This is a genomic window from Pseudomonas sp. FW305-20 (genome assembly GCF_058788075.1).
In genome coordinates, this window is record NZ_JBYTAJ010000026.1 from 20,923 (window position 1) to 41,456 (window position 20,534).

Genomic DNA, 20,534 nt, shown 5'->3' on the forward strand with positions numbered 1-20,534 from the left:
CTAAGGCTTGGACAAGGCCTGGTCAACCGCTGCAATCAGCTTTCCCAGATCCTTCGGGGTGGCTTTATGTATGACACCGAACAGATACGCCCGCTGTTCATCTTCATCGCCTAAATCTGCGAAAAAGGCTTTCAGCTTCACACCCAACACATCGGCAAACAGGAACAAGGTTTCTATGCTGGGGGTGTAGGTGCCGGTTTCGAAGCGGCTGATGGTTTTGGGGTCAAAACCGGTTTTTTCACCGAGTTCAGCCTGAGTAAGCCCAGCGACCTTGCGGTAGCGCCGAATGGCCGCACCCAAACTTGAAATTTGCATCGCTTAATTCCCATTTAGAATCAAGAACTTAACGATAGATTTTTGCATTAGACAACTGCATGATCCATCACCTTGCTTTGCAAAATGTGATGCATTTCGTAGAATCGCCGCGCGAAATGGAGATTTGGGGCCTTTAAGGTTAGTTGATCTCTGCTGTCAGGAGGCCATCAAACGCTGTTCATGGAGTGATATCGTGTTGCTGCGCATTATCTATTCAAACATCTCTTCCGGGCATCCTGCACTGGTCGAGCGGTATCACCGCTAGCCACAGCGAGCCTGACTCATGGATGAGAAATACCGCAGGGCCGTGGATGCCGCCGCGATTTTTTCCGAGACCGATCTGAGCGGCCGGATCACCCACGTCAATGATCAGTTCTGTGCCGTATCCGGCTACAGCCGCGAAGAACTTCTCGGGCAGAACCATCGTCTCCTCAACTCGGGTCTGCACTCCGCCGATTTCTTCGCGGCGATGTGGCGCACCATCGCCTTGGGCAAGGTCTGGAAAGGCGAGATTTGTAATCGCGCCAAGGACGGCAGCCTGTATTGGGTCGACAGCACCATGGTGCCGGTGCTCGATGACGCCACCGGGCGGGTTGACCGTTATCTTTCGATTCGTTTCGACATCAGCGAAAAACGCCAGTTGCTGCATTCACTGCAATGGCGGGTGGGGCATGACGTGCTGACCGGGCTGCCGAATCGCGCGTTTCTCTCGGATTTGCTGGATCAGGCGTTGGAGTTTTCCCGTCACGAAAACATCCCGCTGGCAGTTTGCATGCTCGATCTCGACGGTTTCAAAGCGGTCAACGATGGCTACGGGCATGCCAGCGGCGATCTGCTGTTGGTCGAAGTGGCCAAGCGTTTGCGAACCATCGTTCGCGGCGAGGATGTGGTGGCACGGTTGGCCGGTGACGAGTTTGTGCTGGTGCTGCGCTACGTGCGAGACCTGCCGGAACTGCGTGCGGCGTTGAACCGGGTACTCGGCGCCATTTCGGCGCCGTACTCGCTGCATGGTAAAGACGTCAATGTGTTTGCCAGTATCGGCGTCACCTTGTTCCCCGACGACAATGAAGATGCCGAAACCCTTTTACGTCATGCCGATCAGGCCATGTACGTGGCGAAACAACGCGGTCGAAATCGCTTTCATTTGTTCGATGTGTCGCGGGATCAGGAGGTCAAGGCCACTCATCAAACGGTCGGGCGAGTGCGCCAGGCGCTGGCTGGCGGTGAGTTGCGTGTGCATTTCCAGCCCAAGGTGAACATGCGTCTTGGCGAGGTTGTCGGCTTCGAGGCGTTGTTGCGGTGGGAGCATCCGCAACGCGGCATGGTGCCGGTCCGTGAGTTTTTGCCGCTGGTGGCAGAAACGGACCTGATCATCGAAATTGGTGAGTGGATGATGGATCAGGTCTTGTCGCAGTTGCACCATTGGCAGCAAGCGGGGCAGGGCTGGCCAGTCAGCATTAATATTGCGGCACGACATTTCCAGCGCGCGGATTTTGTCGACCGGCTCAAGCACATGCTCGCCCGGCATGCCCAGGTGGCTCCGCAGATGCTCGATCTGGAAATCGTCGAGTCGGTGGCGATTGAGAATATTCAGCATGTCAGCGCTTGTTTACAGGCCTGTCAGGCGCTGGGGGTGCAGTTTTCACTGGGGGACTTCGGCACCGGTTATTCGTCCCTGAGCTACCTCAAACGTTTGCGAACCCAAACCATCAAGATCGACAAGTCGTTTGTGCGCGACATCGTTAACGATCGTGATGATCTGGCCCTGACCATGGCGGTCATTGGCCTGGCTCGGGCCTTTGGCCGCCAGGTGATCGCCGAAGGGCTGGAAAGTATCGAACAAGGTGAATTGCTGCTGCGCCTGGGGTGTGAAGTGGCTCAAGGCTGTTTCATTGCCCGGCCCATGCCGCCCGCCGAAGTAGCGGGCTGGGTTGCGGGGTTTGTCGCGCCATTGCAATGGCAGGTGCTGGATCAGGTAAGCTGAATTTTTGTGGCCAACACCGGCCCCATGTGGGAGCGAGCCTGCTCGCGATAGCGGTCTTACATTCAACATTGATGGGGCTGACATACCGCTATCGTGAGCAGGCTCGCTCCCACATTGGTCTCGTGTCGATCAGAGGGATCGCTTAGGGTGTGCTTGGCTCGGAGCCTATATAGAGCCGGATGATGTCGTCGATTTCCCCGGACATTTTCATTCGTACCAAGGTGCGCAAAATTCGCTGCACCGGCACTTTGGGATCGTTGCGCACATAACAACCGACACTCTGTTCCTGCAAGACCGCCACGCCTTGCAGTTGCCGGCCAGGCAGCAGGCGCTGGTTGAACCAGTCCAGCGTCCATTGATTGCTCACGGCGTAGCGATAGCGTCCGGCCAGGAGTTTTTCCAGCACCTGCTCCTGGTTGCGCGCGTCTTCGCGATGCAGTCGGCTGGCGTCAAACAGCGGTTGCAGGGTCGGATAGCTGTAGCCGAGTACCGTGCCGATGGGTTGTTGCGACAAGTCCGCAGGTATCACTGAGGTCAGCGGATCGGACCGGCTGATCAGCATGTCACGCTGAAACCACAGTGGGATGCTCCAGATGTAGTCCCCGGACTGATTCGGCAGCCAGGACTGCGCCGCATAGCAGCGGATATCGACCTCGCCGTGTTCCATGGCGTGTTGCACCCGCGCCCGCGGCAGCACGTGAAATTCGGCCGGCATACCGACCTGGGTCGCGAGGCTGATCATCACGTCGTGCAGGATGCCTTGGGTTGGATGCCCGCGTTCCAGTTGCGTCATCGGCATTGCCCAACTGTCGGGCACCACGAAGCGCAATGGCGGTTCGGCGCCAGCGATATTCAGGCTGATCAATAGCAGTGCCCCAAAGGCCAGCCGCATAAACGCTCCGGTACTGATAAAACCCGAGCCGATAAAAGCCCCCAAAAGACCATCTTAGCCAGATTAGACGAGCGCACCGGATGCAATTTTAGCCTTGCTCCGCTAGCATTAGCCGCTTGTGTTCCTTCGTTGCGACGGTTTTCGATGAGTTATCAGGTTCTTGCACGTAAATGGCGTCCGCGCTCGTTCCGCGAAATGGTCGGCCAGACCCATGTGCTCAAGGCTCTGATCAATGCCTTGGACAGCCAGCGGCTGCACCACGCCTATCTGTTTACCGGCACCCGCGGGGTCGGCAAGACCACTATCGCGCGGATCATCGCCAAATGCCTGAACTGTGAAACAGGTATCACTTCAACGCCTTGCGGCGAGTGTTCGGTGTGCCGCGAGATCGATGAGGGTCGCTTCGTCGACCTGATCGAGATCGACGCCGCGAGCCGGACCAAGGTCGAGGATACCCGCGAACTGCTGGACAACGTTCAGTACGCGCCGAGCCGCGGGCGCTTCAAGGTCTACCTGATCGACGAAGTGCACATGCTCTCCAGCCATTCCTTCAATGCGCTGTTGAAAACCCTTGAAGAGCCGCCGCCCTACGTCAAGTTCATCCTGGCGACCACCGATCCGCAGAAACTTCCGGCAACGATTCTTTCGCGGTGCCTGCAGTTCTCTCTGAAGAACATGACGCCGGAGCGCGTGGTCGAGCATTTGACCCACGTGCTGAGTGTCGAGAACGTGCCGTTCGACGAGGATGCACTGTGGCTGCTGGGCCGTGCTGCCGACGGTTCGATGCGCGACGCCATGAGCCTGACCGACCAGGCCATTGCCTTCGGTGAAGGCAAAGTCATGGCTGCCGACGTACGGGCGATGCTTGGCACGCTCGATCACGGTCAGGTCTACGATGTCCTGCATGCGCTGATCGAAGGCGACGCCAAGGCCTTGCTCGAAGCCGTCCGTCACCTTGCCGAACAAGGCCCGGACTGGAACGGCGTGCTCTCGGAAATTCTCAACGTGCTGCACCGTGTCGCCATCGCCCAGGCCCTGCCTGAAGGCGTCGACAACGGTCATGGCGACCGTGACCGGGTGCTGGCACTGGCCCAGGCATTGCCGGCCGAAGACGTGCAGTTCTATTACCAGATGGGCCTGATCGGTCGGCGCGACTTGCCGCTGGCGCCGGACCCGCGTGGTGGCTTCGAAATGGTTCTGTTGCGGATGCTGGCGTTCCGCCCGGCAGACACCGCGGACGCCCCGAGGCAACCGCTAAAGACAGTGGGGATCAGCCAGGCCACAGTTGATTCCGCAAATTCAGTGGCTGCCGCGCAGGTTGTTGCGCCGGTAGTCGCTGCGGCAGTTGCACCCGTCGCGCCTGTGCCGGTTGCGGCAGTGGTTGCTCCAGTACCAGCGCCCGAGCCTGAGCCTGAGCCGGTTGCGCCCGTCGTTGCGCCTGAGCCTGTCATTGAAGCAGCACCGGTCGAAGCCGTTGTCGATTTGCCCTGGAATGACCCGATAGAACCTGAAGCCGTTCAGCAGCCTGCCGTCGAGCCGGTGCTGGAAACCGCCAGCGAACAGCCCGAATTGCAGCCGATGCCTTTGCCGACGCCGGACAGCGCGGTGCCTGACGCGCCGGAGTGGGCCGCTGCGCCGATTCCAGAGCCGTCGGTGGCCGACGTCGATGCCGCGACGCCGGGCATGGACCTGGACGACGAGCCGCCGCTGGACGAGGACTATATCGAGCCGGACATGGAGTCGGCTTACAGCTACCTCGATGAACTGGCCAGCGAACACACTGCCGAGCCAGCGCCGGAAGCCGAACCTGAACCGGCCGCCATGCCGGCCACCGGTCTGGCGGCGCAATGGTTGGAGCTGTTCCCGAAACTGCCGATCTCCGGCATGACCGGCAGCATCGCCGCCAACTGCACGCTGATCGCCGTCGAGGGTGACAATTGGCTGATGCACCTCGACCCGGCCCACAGCGCACTGTTCAACGCGACTCAACAGCGCCGCTTGAACGATGCGTTGAACCAGTTTCACGGACGTACGCTGACCTTGCGCATGGAACTGATCAAGCCCGAGCAGGAAACCCCGGCCCAGGCCGCGTCCCGTCGCCGTGCGAACCGTCAGCGCGAGGCCGAGGAGTCGATTCATGGTGATCCGTTCATCCAGCAAATGATGCAGCAGTTCGGTGCGGTGGTCCGTAACGATACTATTGAACCTGTCGAGACCCTGGTCACTCAGGGCTAATAACTGAAGGTGTCCGGCCGAAAGGGCCGGGCGCTGTATTTATCCAAGTACTTTTGAGGTGATTCCCATGATGAAAGGTGGCATGGCCGGCCTGATGAAGCAGGCGCAGCAGATGCAGGAAAAAATGGCCAAGATGCAGGAAGAACTGGCCAACGCCGAAGTCACCGGTAAAGCCGGTGGCGATATGGTCACCGTGGTGATGACCGGTCGTCACGACGTCAAGCGCGTGACCATCGATCCAAGCCTGGTCGAAGGCTTGAGCGAAGACGACAAAGAGATGCTGGAGGCTGTGTTCGCCGCCGCCGTCAACGATGCCGTGCGCAAGATCGAAGCCAACAGCCAGGACAAAATGTCCGGCATGACCGCTGGCATGCAACTGCCACCGGGTATGAAACTGCCATTCTGATGCGCTGAAGCGTTTCGGATGGGCTACAAAAAAATGCCAGGCATCGCGCCTGGCATTTTTGTTTCTGCCGCACCGATCGTTCCCACGCTCTGCGTGGGAATGCCTCAATGGACGCTCTGCGTCCGCTTCGCAAGGGACGCCGAGCGTCCCGGGCCGCATTCCCACGCAGAGCGTGAGAACGATCAGAGCTGATGAGTCAGAAACATCGAACGCACCAGCGTCAAAAAGGTCTGCTCCCTATACCGCCGAATTCATCGATCAAAAGGAGAAGCTCACATGCCACAAGCATTGACCCTCAACCAACGTATCGTCCTGGCATCCCGCCCGGCAGGCGCGCCGACGCCGGAGAATTTCCGTCTGGAGCGCGTTGCGCTGCCGGAACTGGCTGACGGTCAGGTGCTGCTTAAGACCCTCTACCTGTCACTTGATCCCTACATGCGCGGACGCATGAGCGACGCGCCGTCCTACGCCGCACCGGTTGAAATCGGCGAGGTGATAACCGGTGGCGCTGTCAGCCGGGTCGAGCGCTCGCTGAATCCGAAATTCCACGAAGGTGACCTGGTGGTCGGCTCCACCGGTTGGCAAAGCCACAGCATCAGTGACGGTCGCGACATCATTCCGCTGCCGTCCGGGCTGCCGAGCCCGTCGATGGCGCTGGGTGTGTTGGGCATGCCCGGAATGACCGCGTATATGGGGCTGATGGACATCGGCCAGCCAAAGGAAGGTGAAACCCTGGTGGTGGCGGCTGCATCCGGCGCCGTCGGTTCGGTGGTCGGTCAAGTGGCGAAGATCAAGGGCTTGCGCGTGGTCGGCGTGGCCGGTGGCGCGGAAAAGTGCCGTTATGTGGTCGAGGAGTTGGGTTTTGATGCTTGCATCGATCACAAGAGCCCGAACTTCGCCGATGAATTGGCCAAGGCGTGCTCCGAAGGCATCGACATCTATTACGAAAACGTCGGCGGCAAGGTGTTCGATGCCGTGCTGCCGTTACTCAATCCCAAGGCGCGAATTCCACTCTGCGGTCTGATCGCGTCCTACAACGCTCAAGAAGCACCGACCGGCCCCGATCGACTGCCGCAATTGCAGCGCACGCTGTTGACCAAGCGCGTGCGAATCCAGGGCTTCATCGTGTTCGACGACTACGGTGATCGTCAGCCGGAATTCGTCAGCGCCATGGCGCCGTGGGTGCGCGACGGCAAGGTGAAGTTCCGCGAAGACGTGGTCGATGGCCTGGAGCAGGCACCCGAAGCGTTCATCGGTCTGCTGGAAGGACGCAACTTCGGCAAACTGGTTGTGCGGGTCACCCAGGACTGAATAATTGACGCTAAACAGAGGCGCGGGTATAAACCGCGTCTCGTTGTTTTGTCGGACTTTTCCCCATGAGCTTCAGCCCTTTGATTCGCCAACTGATCGATGCCCTGCGAATTTTGCCAGGTGTGGGTCAGAAAACTGCCCAACGCATGGCGTTGCAGCTGCTCGAGCGTGATCGCAGCGGCGGCTCGCGATTGGCCTCGGCACTGAGCCAGGCCATGGAAGGGGTGGGCCATTGCCGGTTGTGCCGCACACTCACCGAAGACGATCTCTGTCCGCAATGCGCCGATACCCGTCGCGACGACACCTTGCTCTGCGTGGTGGAAGGGCCGATGGACGTCTACGCGGTGGAGCAGACCGGCTTTCGTGGTCGCTACTTTGTGCTCAAGGGGCATCTGTCGCCACTCGATGGACTCGGGCCTGAGGCCATCGGTATTCCGCAACTGCTGGCGCGGATCGAAGAGGCGGGCACGTTCACTGAAGTGATTCTGGCGACCAACCCGACCGTGGAAGGTGAGGCGACAGCGCATTACATTGCCCAGTTGCTCAACAACAAAGGCCTGATCGCCTCGCGCATCGCCCACGGCGTGCCATTGGGTGGCGAGCTGGAGTTGGTGGATGGCGGGACGTTGGCGCATTCGTTTGCTGGGCGTAAACCCATTACCTTGTAGCGTCTGAACTGACGCTTTCGCGGGCAAGCCCGCTCCCACAGGTATTGTGGCCACCGCAGATTCTGTGGGAGCGGGCTTGCCCGCGATGCAGGCGCCTTGATCTATCTGATTCAGACAATCTTCTTGAAAACCAAGCAAGCGCTCGGTTAACTTCGCTGAACCTTCAGTGGAGCTCGCCGATGCCTGCCTTTCAGGAATACTTCGACCCCAGCCATCAATTGGTCCGCGACAGCGTCAGACGCTTCGTCGAGCGCGAGATCTTGCCGGACATCGACCAGTGGGAAGAAGCCGAAAGCTTTCCCCGCGAGCTCTACCCCAAGGCCGGCGCGGCGGGGATTCTGGGGATCGGTTACCCCGAAGCCCTGGGTGGCAGCCATGAAGGTGATCTGTTCGCCAAGGTCGCCGCCAGCGAAGAGCTGATGCGTTGTGGCTCCGGCGGCTTGGTGGCGGGGCTTGGCTCGCTGGACATCGGCCTGCCGCCGATCCTCAAGTGGGCCAGACCCGAAGTCCGCGATCGTGTTGTGCCTCAGGTACTCGCCGGCGAGAAGATCAGCGCCCTGGCCGTGACCGAGCCCAGTGGTGGCTCCGACGTCGCCAACCTGCAAACCCGCGCCGTGCGTGAGGGCGAGTTCTACCGGGTCAGCGGCAGTAAAACCTTTATCACCAGTGGCGTCCGCGCGGATTTCTACACCGTCGCGGTGCGCACCGGTGCGCCGGGTTTCGCTGGCATCAGCCTGCTGTTGATCGAGAAGGGCACGCCGGGTTTCACCGTCGGCCGCCAGTTGAAGAAAATGGGGTGGTGGGCGTCGGACACTGCCGAACTGTTCTTCGACGATTGCCGGGTGCCGGCAGGAAATCTGATCGGCGCTGAGAACATGGGCTTCGCCTGCATCATGGGCAACTTCCAGAGTGAACGCCTGGCGCTGGCGCTAATGGCCAACATGACTGCGCAACTGGCTCTGGAAGAAAGCCTGAAATGGGCTCGCCAGCGTGAAGCCTTCGGCAAACCCATCGGCAAGTTTCAGGTGCTCAAGCATCGTCTCGCCGAAATGGCCACGGCGCTGGAGGTGTCACGGGAATTCACCTACCGCCAGGCAGCGAAAATGGCGGCGGGGCAGAGTGTGATCAAGGAGATTTCCATGGCCAAGAATTTTGCCACCGACACGGCTGATCGGATTACCACGGATGCGGTGCAGATTTTGGGTGGCCTCGGGTACATGCGCGAGAGCCTGGTGGAGCGGCTGTACCGCGATAACCGGATTTTGTCGATCGGCGGCGGGACGCGGGAAGTGATGAACGAGATCATCAGCAAGCAGATGGGACTTTGATCGGAGGTGTAGCGGCTGACGCTATCGCGAGCAGGCTCGCTCCCACAGTGATCTTTGTCGTATGCAAGATTTGTATCTAACGACAATCCCCTGTGGGAGCGAGCCTGCTCGCGATGGCGTCAGCCCAGACGCCGCCTATTTATCAGACAACGCAAACTGCGTCAGGCAAAACGTCGCAATCCCCATGTCTTCCAGGCGCTGCGATCCGCCCAGCTCCGGCAAATCGATGATCGCCGCCGCTTCATGAACGCGCGCTCCCATGCGTCGAACCAGGTTCGCCGCCGCAATCAGCGTCCCGCCCGTGGCAATCAGGTCATCGAACATCACCACCGAATCGCCCTCGCACAGGCTGTCGGCGTGGACTTCGAGGAAGGCTTCGCCGTATTCGGTCGCATAACCCTCGGCCAGTACGTCGGCCGGCAACTTGCCTTGCTTGCGGAACAGGACCAGCGGCTTGTTCAGCTGATAGGCCAGGATCGAACCGATCAGAAAACCACGGGCGTCCATCGCGCCGATGTGGGTGAAGTCGGCCTCGACATAACGATGGGCGAAACTGTCCATCACCAGGCGCAAGGCCGTGGGCGACTGGAACAGCGGGGTAATGTCGCGAAAGATCACGCCCGGCTTGGGAAAGTCGATCACAGGGCGGATGAGGGATTTGATGTCGAAGGAGTCGAAGACCATCGTCGAGGTGTCCTGGCAGGCTGCAAACGACGCAGTATAACGGCGGCTGAACCGTTTCGCTCAGCCGCCGTCGCCGAGATCAGCCGTCCAGCGAGCCGCCGGCCAGGGCGCAGAGCTGGATCGGGTCGAGGATGTGGATTTCCTTGCCTTCAGCCGCAATCAGTTCGTTTTGCTGGAAGCGCGTGAACACCCGGGACACGGTTTCCACCGCCAGGCCCAGGTAATTGCCGATTTCGTTGCGCGACATGCTCAGGCGGAACTGGTTGGCCGAGAAACCCCGGGCGCGGAAACGGGCCGACAGGTTGACCAGGAATGTGGCGATGCGCTCGTCGGCGGTTTTTTTCGACAGCAGCAACATCATTTGCTGATCGTCGCGAATCTCGCGACTCATCACACGCATCAACTGACGGCGCAGTTGCGGCAGTTGCAGCGCCAGTTCGTCGAGGCGTTCGAAAGGGATTTCACACACCGAAGTGGTTTCCATGGCTTGCGCCGAGACCGGGTGTTTTTCGGTGTCCATGCCCGACAGGCCGACCAGTTCGCTAGGCAAGTGGAAGCCGGTGAGTTGTTCTTCACCGCCATCGCTCAGGCTGAAGGTCTTGAGGGCGCCAGAGCGTACTGCATAAACAGAATCGAAGGTGTCGCCCTGGCGGAACAGGAATTCGCCCTTTTTCAGCGGGCGGCCACGTTTAACGATTTCGTCCAGCGCTTCCATGTCTTCCAGATTCAAGGAAAGTGGCAAACAGAGAGGGGCCAGGCTGCAATCCTTGCAATGGGCCTGACTATGAGCGCGCAGCTTTACTGGCTCGGACATTTCTTCAATCCTTGTGGGAAAAAACACACATAAGCCGTAAGGGTAACTCACGGGAGGACATTCAGGCACGCGGCGATTTTGTCGCAGGGTCGTAAAGTCAGTGTTTCATAGGCTGGCCGGTGAGATGACGGCTAGATCACCCGCGAAAACCGCTGGCGATTGTGCTGTTCCAGGTACGCGTCGAACACCATACACACCGAGCGCACCAACAATCGTCCGGCGGGCAATACGTTGATCCGTTCGTTATCCAGTTCGATCAGGCCGTCTGCAGCCATTGCCTGCAACTGGGGCCAGAGTTCGCCGAAGTAACCCTGAAAGTCGATGTTGAAGGCGTGTTCGATCTCGGCGAACTCCAGGCTGAAACTGCAGATCAGTTGCTGGATGACCGCACGTCGCAGGCGGTCATCGGCGTTGCACAGCAAGCCACGGTTGGTGGCCAGTTGCGCGCTGGCCAGCGTGTTCTGGTACTGATTCAGGTCGCTGCTGTTCTGGCAATACAGGTCGCCGATCTGGCTGATGGCCGATACGCCCAGGCCAATCAGGTCGCAATGACCGTGGGTGGTATAGCCCTGGAAGTTGCGTTGCAGGGTTGACTCTTCCTGTGCAATCGCCAGTTCATCGTCGGGCAGCGCGAAGTGGTCCATACCGATGTAGCGGTAGCCGGCCTTGGTCAGCTGCTCGATGGTGCCCTGGAGCATTTCCAGTTTTTGCGCGGGTGTCGGCAGTTCGTCGCTGTTGATTCGCCGTTGCGGCATGAAGCGCTCCGGCAGGTGCGCGTAGTTGAATACCGAGAGACGGTCCGGTTGCAGGTTGATCACCTCATCAACCGTGCGGGCAAAATTCTCGGGTGTCTGCCTTGGCAAGCCGTAGATCAGGTCAATGTTGATCGAGCGAAACTGCAGCGTGCGGGCAGCGTCGATCACCGCTCGGGTTTCCTCCAGGCTTTGCAGGCGATTGACGGCTCGTTGCACTGCCGGGTCGAGGTCTTGCACGCCGATACTGACCCGATTGAAACCCAGTTCACGGAGCAGGCCCATGGTCGACCAGTCGGCTTCGCGGGGGTCGATTTCGATGCCGTAGTCGCCGGAATCGTCGTCCAGCAAGTTGAAGTTCTTGCGTAACTGGGCCATCAACTGGCGCAGTTCATCGTGACTGAGAAAAGTCGGAGTGCCGCCGCCAAAGTGCAGTTGCTCGACTTTCTGTGCAGGGTCGAGGTGGCAGGCGATCAGCTGGATCTCCTGCTCAAGGCGTTGCAAATAGGGCTGGGCGCGGCCGCGGTCCTTGGTGATGACTTTATTGCAGGCGCAGTAGTAGCAAATGTTCGCGCAGAACGGCACGTGCACATACAGCGATAACGGGCGCAGGGCTTTACGGCTGTCGCGCAGGGCGTGGAACAGGTCGAACGTGCCTACCTGGCCGTCGAATTGCACCGCGGTCGGGTAGGAGGTGTAGCGCGGTCCCGCCAGGTCGTAACGGCGGATCAAATCGGTGTCCCAACGAATGGCGTCGAGCATCATGCGGGCATTCCCCCGGATAGGCTGGCAATGTCGGCGAGTCTAGGGGGCGCGGCGGTGGGGCATCTTGATTTGCATCAACGGTCAGGATTTGTGTTGTTGGTGCCGGCCTCATCGCGAGCAGGCTCGCTCCCACAGGGGAATGCATTTCAATGTGGGAGCGAGCCTGCTCGCGATGGGGGCGCCGCCGACCTAGTGGCCCATGAGCCAATGCTGATGCGGCCCCGGCAACGTCCAGATGCCGAACAGGATCACCAGCAATCCGCCCGTCATCCGCACGCTACGTTTGCGCAACAGCGCCGTGACCCGCTCAGCCGCCAGCCCCGTGGCGAGCAGCACCGGCCAGGTGCCGAGCCCGAACGCGAGCATCAACAGCGCACTGTCCAGTGCATTGCCCTGACTCGCCGACCACAGGAGGGTGCTGTAAACCAACCCGCACGGCAGCCAGCCCCAGAGCGCGCCCAGCAGCAACGCGCGGGGGACGTTCGACACCGGCAGCAGTTTGTTGGCAACGGGCTGGATGTGCCGCCACAGGCCGCGACCGAGGCTTTCGATGCGAGTCAGGCCGCTCCACCAACCGGCGAGGTACAGGCCCATGGCGACCAACAGCAATCCGGCGATGACGCGCATGAACATCGCCGCCGGGCTGTTGGCCACCGCCCAGCCGGCCAGACCTATCAGCAGGCCCGCCGTTGCGTAGCTCAGGATTCGCCCCAAGTTGTAGGCCAGCAGCAGTCGAAAACGCCGGCTGCGTTGTTCCTTGGGAATCGCCAGGGTCAACGCGCCCATCAAGCCGCCGCACATGCCCAGGCAATGCCCGCCGCCGAGCAGGCCGAGAATCACCGCAGACACCAGCAGCGGCGCCAATTCAAGCATGAGGTGGCGCCTTGTCGTCCGGTTTGGCTGGCTGACCGCTGGCTTCGTCCACCGCGGCTTTGTGGTTCGGGTCCTGGTCGTCGAACAGAATGCTGTGGGCCGGGCCGTCGAGGTCGTCGTACTGACCGCTGTCGACTGCCCAGAAGAAGATGTAAATGGCGATGGCCACGATCAGCAGCGCGGCCGGGATCATCACGTAGAGAGCTGGCATCTTGACTCCATGCCCGCGCGGCTCAGGCCGGCAGCGGACGGGTTTCTGGCGTGGCGCTGAGCGCAGGCGTGTTGGGCATGCGTGTCAGGCGCAGGGCGTTCAGCACCACGGTCAACGAACTGATGGACATGCCGACCGCGGCCCATACCGGGGTGATCCAGCCGAGGGCGGCGAACGGCAACATGAGGCCATTGTACAGCCCGGCCCACAGCAGGTTCTCGATGATTACCCTGCGGGTGCGTCGAGCCAGGCTGAAGGCCTGGACCAAGGCGTCGAGGCGGTTTGACAGCAATACCGCGTCGGCGCTGGTTTTCGCCAGATCGGTGGCCGAACCCATGGCTACGCTGATGTCGGCGGCGGCCAGCACGGGCACGTCGTTGACGCCGTCACCGAGCATCAACACCTTGCGACCTTCCTTGTGCAACTGTTGCAGGACCTGCAATTTATCGTCTGGGCGCAAGCCGCCTCGGGCTTCATCGATGCCCAGTTCCGCGGCGACACTGGCGACCATCGGCGAGCTGTCACCGGACAGCAGCAATGTGCGCCAGCCGCGAGCCTTGCAGGCGGCGAGCAGCGCGGGAGCGTCGGCACGCAGGCGATCGTCGAGAACAAACCATGCCAACGGTCCCTGGCTGTCGCCGAGCAGTAGCCATTGGCCGGCTTCATCTGGCATCAATGGCACGGTCGCGCCACTGAGTTCACAGACAAAACCCGGTTGACCGATGCGCAGGCGTTGTTCACCGACCAACCCTTCGAGGCCTAGCCCCGGCGTGCTGTGGACTTCTTCGGCGGCCAGCGGCGCCCGGCCAAACGCGCGGGCGATCGGGTGTTCGGAGCGGTTTTCCAGGGCGGCGGCGAGGCTCAGGCACTGATCGCTGTTGAGCGCGCCGAGCGGGCGAATCGAGCGCAAGGCCAGGCGACCTTCCGTCAGCGTGCCGGTCTTGTCGAAAATCACCGTGTCGATCTGATTGAGGCCTTCCAGCACATGACCGCGAGTCAGCAGCAAACCGAGTTTGTGCAGCGTGCCGGTGGCGGCAGTGAGGGCGGTTGGCGTGGCCAGGGACAAGGCGCACGGGCAGGTCGCAACGAGCATCGCCAACACAATCCAGAAGGCTCGTGCCGAATCCAGTTCCCACCAGATCAGGCCGATGACGGCCGCGGCAATCAGCGACAGCAGCAAAAACCATTGCGCGGCGCGGTCGGCAATTTCCGCCAGTCGCGGCTTCTCGGCCTGGGCGCGGTCCAGCAGGCGGACGATGGCGGACAGTCGGGTATCTTGACCCAGCGCCAGGACTTCCACGGTCAGCGCGCCTTCGACGTTCAGGGTGCCGGCAGTAACCGCATCGCCTGGCATGCGCGGTTGCGGCAGGTATTCGCCAGTGAGCAGGGATTCGTCGATGCTCGATTGGCCGTCGAGGATCTTGCCGTCAGCCGGGAGGATCGCGCCGGGATGCACCAGCACCTGATCGCCCACGCGCAGTTCGCTGAGCAGGATCCGCTCACTTTGGCCGTCGGCACTCAGGCGCAGGCACGAGGCAGGTAACAGGTTGACCAGTTGTGCGGTGGCGGCGGCGGTGCGTTCGCGGGCGCGACGTTCGAGATAACGTCCGGCCAGCAGGAATAGTGCAAACATGCCGACCGCGTCGAAGTACAGCTCACCGACGCCGGTGATCGAGGTCCAGATCCCGGCGATGTAGGCACTGCCAATAGCCAGCGACACCGAGACGTCCATGGTCAGGTGGCGGGTGCGCAAGTCGCGCATGGCGCCTTTGAAGAAGGGCGCGCAGCTGTAGAACACGATCGGGGTGGTGAGAAACAGCGCGACCCAACGCAGGATGGTGTGCAGTTCGGGGCTGAGGTCGATGTTGAATTCCGGCCAGGTGGCCATGGTCGCCATCATCGCCTGGAACCACAGCAGCCCGGCGACGCCGAGCTGGCGCAGGGCCAGACGGTTTTCGCTGGCCAGTTGTTCGCTGGCACGGTCGGCTTGATACGGGTGCGCGGCGTAACCGATGTGGCGCAATTCGCTGAGTACCTGGCTCAGCGGCAGTTGCGCATCGGCCCAGCGCACATGCAGGCGATGGTTGGACAGGTTCAGGCGCGCTTCGGCCACTGCGGGCAGGCTGCGCAGGTGTTTCTCGATCAGCCAGCCGCACGCGGCGCAACTGATGCCTTCCATCAGCAGGGTGGTTTCGGCCAGTTCGCCTTCGTGGCGAACAAAAGGGGCTTGCACGTCGGCGCGGTCGTACAGCGCCAGTTCGTCCACCAACTGCACTGGCAGCGCTTCGGGGTTAGCCGATGACTCGCTGCGATGCTGGTAATAGGTTTCCAGTCCACCGGCCACAATGGCTTCGGCCACGGCCTGGCAACCCGGGCAGCAGAACTCGCGGGTTTCACCGAGGACGGCAGCGGTGAAGCGGCTGCCGGCCGGGACGGGCAGGGCGCAGTGGTAGCAGGGGAGTTGGGTGGTCATGAGGCGTTGTCCGATGATCGTTCCCACGCTCTGCGTGGGAATGCCTCCCCGGACGCTCCGCGTCCGCTTCGGCTGGGACGCGGAGCGTCCCTGGCTGCGTTCCCACGCAGAGCGTGGGAACGATCAGTGTAAGGCTTACTTCTTCAGGTCTTCCGCGCCTTGCAGCGGTTCATCACCCAGCAGCAGATCCTTGTCATGGCTGACCTGTTCTTCTTCGAACATGCGCCAGGTCTTGTCATCCTGTACGCCCAGCAGCTCTACGAAACGGCGTCCGTCGACCTTGTCGTTCAACTGGCCAATGTAGCGGCCCTGTTCGGTTTCGCTGCGTGCCAGGGTGATCTTGCGATCTTTCTCCGGCTGGGTCGGCGAAATCAGGTTCAGTTCCAGGGTTTTCGGTTGGCTGTTGCCGCTCAGGCGCAGGTCGACTTCGCCGGTCACGTCGTCCAGATGGATGCTGGCGCGCAGCAGCAGGGTCTGCGCCAGCAACTCACGGTCCAGGGAGCGGTTGATGCCTTTGCCGGCCTCGTAATAGTTATCGTTGACCAGGTTGTCCGGGTTGTTCACCGCGATCGTCACCATGGACAAGGTCAGGGTCACGGAACACGCCAGGATGGCGATGATGATCCACGGCCAAAGGTGCTTGTACCAGGGGCTTGCGGCAGTTGCTGTGGGCATGATCACTTCTCTCAACGAACTTGTGGGCCGATGAACCGGCTCTTGGCTTCAATGTGGACGCTGTCGTCATCGGCATCCTTGAGGATGAATTTCACCTCGTTGGTACTCGATGGCAGTTTCTCCGGTGCGCTGGACAGTTCGACCGGCTGGCTGAAAATCTCCCCGGCGGCGACCTTGATCTCGCGCTTGCCTTGCAGCTTGAGGTCCGGCAGGCCAGTGGCTTCGAGCAGGTAGGTGTGGTCGCGCTGGTCCTTGTTCATGATCTTCAGGCTGTAGACGTTTTCGATCCGGCCTTCGGCGTTCTCGCGGTACAGCACGCGGTCCTTGCTGACGTCGAAACCGACCAGCGAACGCATGAAGAACGCGGTCATCAGCAATCCCATCATTGCCAGCAGCACCATGGCATAGCCGATCAGTCGCGGGCGCAGTTTATTGGTTTTTTGCCCGGACAGGTTGTGCTCGGTGGTGTAGCTGATCAGACCGCGCGGGTAATCCATCTTGTCCATGATGCTGTCACAGGCATCGATGCAGGCCGCACAACCGATGCACTCGATTTGCAGGCCGTCGCGGATGTCGATCCCGGTCGGGCAGACCTGGACGCACATGGTGCAGTCGATGCAGTCGCCCAGGCCCATGGCCTTGTAGTCGGCGCCTTTCTTGCGCGGGCCGCGGCTTTCACCACGACGCGGGTCGTAGGAAACGATCAGGGTGTCTTTGTCGAACATCACGCTCTGGAAGCGCGCGTACGGGCACATGTAAATGCACACCTGCTCGCGCAACCAACCGGCATTGCCGTAGGTGGCGAGGGTGAAGAAGCCGACCCAGAAATACGACCAGCCGTCGGCTTCGCCGGTGAAGAAGTCGATGGTCAGCTCGCGGATCGGCGAGAAGTAACCGACGAAGGTCATGCCGGTCACGAAGCCGATCAACAGCCACATCGAGTGTTTGCTGAGTTTGCGCAGGAATTTGTTGGCGCTCATCGGCGCTTTGTCGAGCTTGATGCGCTGGTTGCGGTCGCCTTCGGTGACCTTTTCGCACCACATGAAAATCCACGTCCAGACGCTCTGGGGGCAGGTATAACCGCACCAGACCCGGCCGGCGTACACGGTAATGAAGAACAGGCCGAAGGCGCTGACGATCAGGATCCCCGAAAGCAGGATGAAGTCCTGAGGCCAGAAGGTGGCGCCAAAGATGAAGAATTTGCGTTCCGGCAGGTTCCACCAGACGGCCTGATGGCCACCCCAGTTCAGCCAGACCGTACCGAAATACAGCAGAAACAGCCCGGCACCGCCCATCATCCGCAAGTTGCGGAACAGACCGGTGAAGGCGCGGGTGTAGATTTTTTCTCGAGAGGCGTAAAGATCGACGCTGGTGTTCGCGTTCTTGGCAGGGGTGACGTCGTGTACCGGAATCTGATTGCTCATCATTGCATCCCACGGCAGTGGAAAAATGCCCCGGTCAGTACATGCCGACCGCGGTCAAAAAGAGGTGCTGCAGTGGCGCAATGATACGCCTGTAGCTCTAGTCCGGGGGTGCGACCTTTGGTCGCGTTGGGGAAAAATCACGAATGGTGTAGCAGATGTAACAAAACGTGATGCAGGTCAATTGACTTATTGAGTATAGCTGCCCGCTCAGCAGGGGTTGCGTCAGTGCGCCCGCAAGGGGCGTAACGAATCCGGTTTGCTTGCTGCATATCTTATCCGGTCTTTGCATTTATATGAGTTGTAATGCATAGGGCTTGTTTTTAATGTTCTTTGAACTTGTAAGTGTCAGAAAGTGTTGGACATATCTTCTGTTGATCTAAAAGGGCTATTTGTTTGTTAATTGTCAGGTGTCGATATATTTTGCAGTTGCTGCCATTGGGTGGCTGATAAATATTAAACGAAATGGATTTCTATGAAGCTTTATAAAAAGAGTAAGTTGTTGGTGTGTTTTGCGTTGGCGATCGTTGTTCCCGTGGCCTATGGAGCCTCCTCTACAGAAACACCGCACCACCTGGTGTTTGCTTCAGACTCGCAATACCCCTGGAGTGATCTTACCGATCAAGACATCACCGACCCAAATAAGGAAGCGCGCTCAAAGGAACTAATAGAGTTGCAATACTCCGATATTTCAAGCTTCAGGAAGCTGAATGGCGGTGCGTCCCGTATACCGGTGATGATCAATGGTGACATCACTGCATTTGGTCATGGAGGCGAGCGCTCATACATAAAGTCGGTTTTCGATAACAAACTGGAGGGGCTCTATGACTATGGTTTGGGTAATCATGACTATGCCAATAATGTGAATGAATGCTTCTGGAATAACTGTGCGGCGGGAAGTGTCAACGACCTCAAGGATCGTTACTGGGGGAAGGTCGAATCCATGGATCTGGCGGCAAGAAGTTCAGGCCTGGGAAAGATCTATTACGGCAGTCTCGCCTACTCGAAAAGTGTCGGGGATGTGCATTTCGTTCAATTGAATAACGAGCCGACCTATACCGTCAGTTTTAGCTCTGGCAATCCGCTTTTTCCCACAGACTTTGAAATCACGCCTGCGCTTGACTGGCTGGAGAACGATTTAAAAAAGGCTCGGGAGCAGGGCAAGATCATCATTCTGAATATGCACAAGGTTTACCGGTGGAACGGTAACGATGAGCAAATTTCGAGATTCAAGCAGATGATCGAGCAATACAAGGTGACGGCGGTCTTCGGTGGGCATGACCACTGGGGCGCGGGGACTTATTACTCTTGGGATCGAACCAAGCATTTTGGTGATGTGCCGGTATTCCTCAGCGGCTCCGCTTCGCAGCAAACGTATTTGATTGCTGATCTTTCCATTGAGAAGCAGTCGCTCACTGTCAGCGTCGTTCGAAACAGCAATTGGCCAAGTCGCAAAGTCGACAGGGTCATCCCGCTGCTCAAGTAAGCATGAAATGAAAACGGCCCCGTCAATTCTCATTGGCGGGGCCGTTTAGTGTTGCAGTCAGGCGTTTGCCTTACTGGGCGTCCGCTTCTGGCGCTTTCTCACCGTGAGAGAGGCTGTAGACGTAAGCGGCCAGCAGGTGAACCTTGTCGTTGCCTTGCAGATGTTCTTGCGCAGGCATCTGGCCCTGACGGCCGTAACGGATGGTCTGCTGCAGTTGCGCGAAGCTCGAACCGTAGATGAACGAGCCCGGGTGGGTCAGGTCGGGTGCGCCCATGGCTGGCGTACCTTTGCCGGCCGGACCGTGGCACGCCACGCAGTTGGCAGCGAACAGTTTCTGCCCGGCAACCGGATCGGCCTTGGTGTTTTCCGGCAGTTTGCGACCATCGAGATTGGTCAGTACGAACGCGGCAACGTTCGCAACGCCTTGTTCGCCGATCACTTCAGCCCACGCCGGCATGACCGCGTGACGACCGCCCATGATGGTGGTCTTGATGGTTTCCGCTTCGCCGCCCCAGCGCCAGTCGGCGTCGGTCAGGTTAGGGAAGCCGTAGGCGCCCTTGGCATCGGAACCGTGGCAGACCGAGCAGTTGGAGGCGAACAGGCGGCCACCCATCTTCAGGGCTTGCGGGTCCTTGGCGACTTCTTCAATCGGCATGGAAGCGAATTTGGCGAAAATCGGGCCGAACTTGGCGTCCGACTTGGCCATTTCCTTTTCCCACTCGTGAACGCCGGTCCAGCCGCTCTGGCCGTTGGCGAACGCGGTCTGCTTTTCGTTATCGAGGTAGTTGTACCCCGGCAGCAGGCCTTTCCAGTTACCCAGGCCCGGGTATAGCACCAGATAGCCGAGGGCGAAGATGATGGTGCCCACGAACAGCATGAACCACCATTTTGGCAGTGGGTTGTCGTACTCCTCGATCCCGTCGAAGGAGTGGCCAACCGTTTCTTCGGTGGCTTCGCTGCGCTGGCCCTTGCGGGTGGACAGCAGCAGCCAGGTCAGGGCGAAGATCGTGCCGAGACTGAGGACTGTGACGTACAGACTCCAGAACGTAGTCATTCTTTGTTACTCCTAGAAGCTTGCTCGACGTGCTTGATGGCTTCGGGATCATCCGCGAAAGGCAGCAAGGTCGCGTCTTCAAACTCCGACTTGCGCTTGGGGCTGAATACCCACAACGCCAGACCGATGAAGGCCACCATCACAACAACGGTGCCCAGGCCACGAATCATCCCAATATCCATCTAAA

19 protein-coding genes are annotated in these 20,534 nt (G+C 59.8%); 7 read left to right on the forward strand and 12 right to left on the reverse strand.

What is annotated here, in order from left to right:
* Positions 1–315 carry a helix-turn-helix domain-containing protein gene (locus AC3WP4_RS20625; RefSeq protein WP_102616090.1) on the reverse strand — a complete coding sequence of 105 codons (315 nt, stop codon included), beginning with the start codon at positions 313–315 and terminating at the stop codon, positions 1–3.
* A 283-nt stretch (positions 316–598) separates the two neighbouring features.
* Here AC3WP4_RS20625 and AC3WP4_RS20630 point away from each other — a divergent pair, with 283 nt between their 5' ends.
* Complete coding sequence (locus tag AC3WP4_RS20630) at positions 599–2,299, forward strand: putative bifunctional diguanylate cyclase/phosphodiesterase (RefSeq protein ID WP_102616089.1); 1,701 nt, start codon at positions 599–601, stop codon at positions 2,297–2,299.
* A 142-nt stretch (positions 2,300–2,441) separates the two neighbouring features.
* Here the strand turns inward: AC3WP4_RS20630 and AC3WP4_RS20635 are convergent, their stop codons facing one another.
* On the reverse strand, positions 2,442–3,191 hold the full coding sequence (locus AC3WP4_RS20635; protein WP_102616088.1) for a substrate-binding periplasmic protein: 750 nt from the start codon (positions 3,189–3,191) through the stop codon (positions 2,442–2,444).
* Between the two features lie 144 nt (positions 3,192–3,335).
* Here AC3WP4_RS20635 and dnaX point away from each other — a divergent pair, with 144 nt between their 5' ends.
* The 5 genes from dnaX (at position 3,336) to AC3WP4_RS20660 (ending at position 9,139) form a co-directional block, all read left to right on the forward strand.
* Entirely contained in the window at positions 3,336–5,426 is a 2,091-nt protein-coding gene (gene dnaX, locus AC3WP4_RS20640; RefSeq protein ID WP_074875074.1) for a DNA polymerase III subunit gamma/tau, read from the forward strand.
* 67 nt (positions 5,427–5,493) lie between these two features.
* Positions 5,494–5,832 carry a YbaB/EbfC family nucleoid-associated protein gene (locus tag AC3WP4_RS20645; protein ID WP_008028561.1) on the forward strand — a complete coding sequence of 113 codons (339 nt, stop codon included), beginning with the start codon at positions 5,494–5,496 and terminating at the stop codon, positions 5,830–5,832.
* Between the two features lie 276 nt (positions 5,833–6,108).
* Positions 6,109–7,143 (forward strand): NADPH-dependent curcumin/dihydrocurcumin reductase, encoded by a 1,035-nt coding sequence (gene curA / locus AC3WP4_RS20650; protein ID WP_102616087.1) that lies wholly within the window; start codon positions 6,109–6,111, stop codon positions 7,141–7,143.
* A gap of 65 nt (positions 7,144–7,208) precedes the next feature.
* Positions 7,209–7,811 (forward strand): recombination mediator RecR, encoded by a 603-nt coding sequence (gene recR, locus AC3WP4_RS20655; protein ID WP_074875078.1) that lies wholly within the window; start codon positions 7,209–7,211, stop codon positions 7,809–7,811.
* A 179-nt stretch (positions 7,812–7,990) separates the two neighbouring features.
* The gene (locus AC3WP4_RS20660; protein WP_102616086.1) at positions 7,991–9,139 is read left to right on the forward strand and encodes an acyl-CoA dehydrogenase family protein; all 1,149 of its coding nucleotides are present in this window, start codon (positions 7,991–7,993) and stop codon (positions 9,137–9,139) included.
* A gap of 135 nt (positions 9,140–9,274) precedes the next feature.
* Here AC3WP4_RS20660 and AC3WP4_RS20665 read toward each other — a convergent pair whose 3' ends face one another.
* From AC3WP4_RS20665 to ccoG, 8 genes are all read right to left on the reverse strand, one after another.
* Complete coding sequence (locus AC3WP4_RS20665; protein ID WP_102616085.1) at positions 9,275–9,823, reverse strand: adenine phosphoribosyltransferase; 549 nt, start codon at positions 9,821–9,823, stop codon at positions 9,275–9,277.
* A gap of 79 nt (positions 9,824–9,902) precedes the next feature.
* On the reverse strand, positions 9,903–10,637 hold the full coding sequence (gene fnr / locus AC3WP4_RS20670) for a fumarate/nitrate reduction transcriptional regulator Fnr (protein ID WP_008146816.1): 735 nt from the start codon (positions 10,635–10,637) through the stop codon (positions 9,903–9,905).
* Positions 10,638–10,768: 131 nt separating this feature from the next.
* On the reverse strand, positions 10,769–12,151 hold the full coding sequence (hemN, locus tag AC3WP4_RS20675; RefSeq protein WP_074880565.1) for an oxygen-independent coproporphyrinogen III oxidase: 1,383 nt from the start codon (positions 12,149–12,151) through the stop codon (positions 10,769–10,771).
* Between the two features lie 192 nt (positions 12,152–12,343).
* Complete coding sequence (locus AC3WP4_RS20680) at positions 12,344–13,027, reverse strand: sulfite exporter TauE/SafE family protein (RefSeq protein WP_008146819.1); 684 nt, start codon at positions 13,025–13,027, stop codon at positions 12,344–12,346.
* Entirely contained in the window at positions 13,020–13,238 is a 219-nt protein-coding gene (gene ccoS / locus AC3WP4_RS20685) for a cbb3-type cytochrome oxidase assembly protein CcoS (RefSeq protein ID WP_102616084.1), read from the reverse strand. Before ccoS ends, AC3WP4_RS20680 begins: the two co-directional genes overlap by 8 nt.
* Positions 13,239–13,260: 22 nt before the next feature.
* Positions 13,261–15,711, reverse strand: a complete 2,451-nt coding sequence (locus AC3WP4_RS20690) for a heavy metal translocating P-type ATPase (protein ID WP_102616083.1) — start codon at positions 15,709–15,711, stop codon at positions 13,261–13,263.
* A gap of 135 nt (positions 15,712–15,846) precedes the next feature.
* Complete coding sequence (locus AC3WP4_RS20695; protein WP_102616082.1) at positions 15,847–16,386, reverse strand: FixH family protein; 540 nt, start codon at positions 16,384–16,386, stop codon at positions 15,847–15,849.
* A gap of 11 nt (positions 16,387–16,397) precedes the next feature.
* A complete protein-coding gene (gene ccoG, locus AC3WP4_RS20700) occupies positions 16,398–17,810 on the reverse strand; it encodes a cytochrome c oxidase accessory protein CcoG (RefSeq protein WP_076030364.1) in 1,413 nt (470 codons plus the stop codon).
* Positions 17,811–18,282: 472 nt separating this feature from the next.
* Here ccoG and AC3WP4_RS20705 point away from each other — a divergent pair, with 472 nt between their 5' ends.
* A complete protein-coding gene (locus tag AC3WP4_RS20705; protein WP_076030365.1) occupies positions 18,283–19,293 on the forward strand; it encodes a metallophosphoesterase family protein in 1,011 nt (336 codons plus the stop codon).
* A 70-nt stretch (positions 19,294–19,363) separates the two neighbouring features.
* On the opposite strand, the gene ccoP is transcribed toward AC3WP4_RS20705, so the two are convergent.
* Both ccoP and AC3WP4_RS20715 read right to left on the reverse strand, forming a co-directional pair.
* Entirely contained in the window at positions 19,364–20,347 is a 984-nt protein-coding gene (gene ccoP, locus AC3WP4_RS20710) for a cytochrome-c oxidase, cbb3-type subunit III (RefSeq protein WP_102616081.1), read from the reverse strand.
* Positions 20,344–20,529 carry a CcoQ/FixQ family Cbb3-type cytochrome c oxidase assembly chaperone gene (locus AC3WP4_RS20715; RefSeq protein ID WP_003175465.1) on the reverse strand — a complete coding sequence of 62 codons (186 nt, stop codon included), beginning with the start codon at positions 20,527–20,529 and terminating at the stop codon, positions 20,344–20,346. Before AC3WP4_RS20715 ends, ccoP begins: the two co-directional genes overlap by 4 nt.
* Positions 20,530–20,534 lie beyond the last annotated feature (5 nt).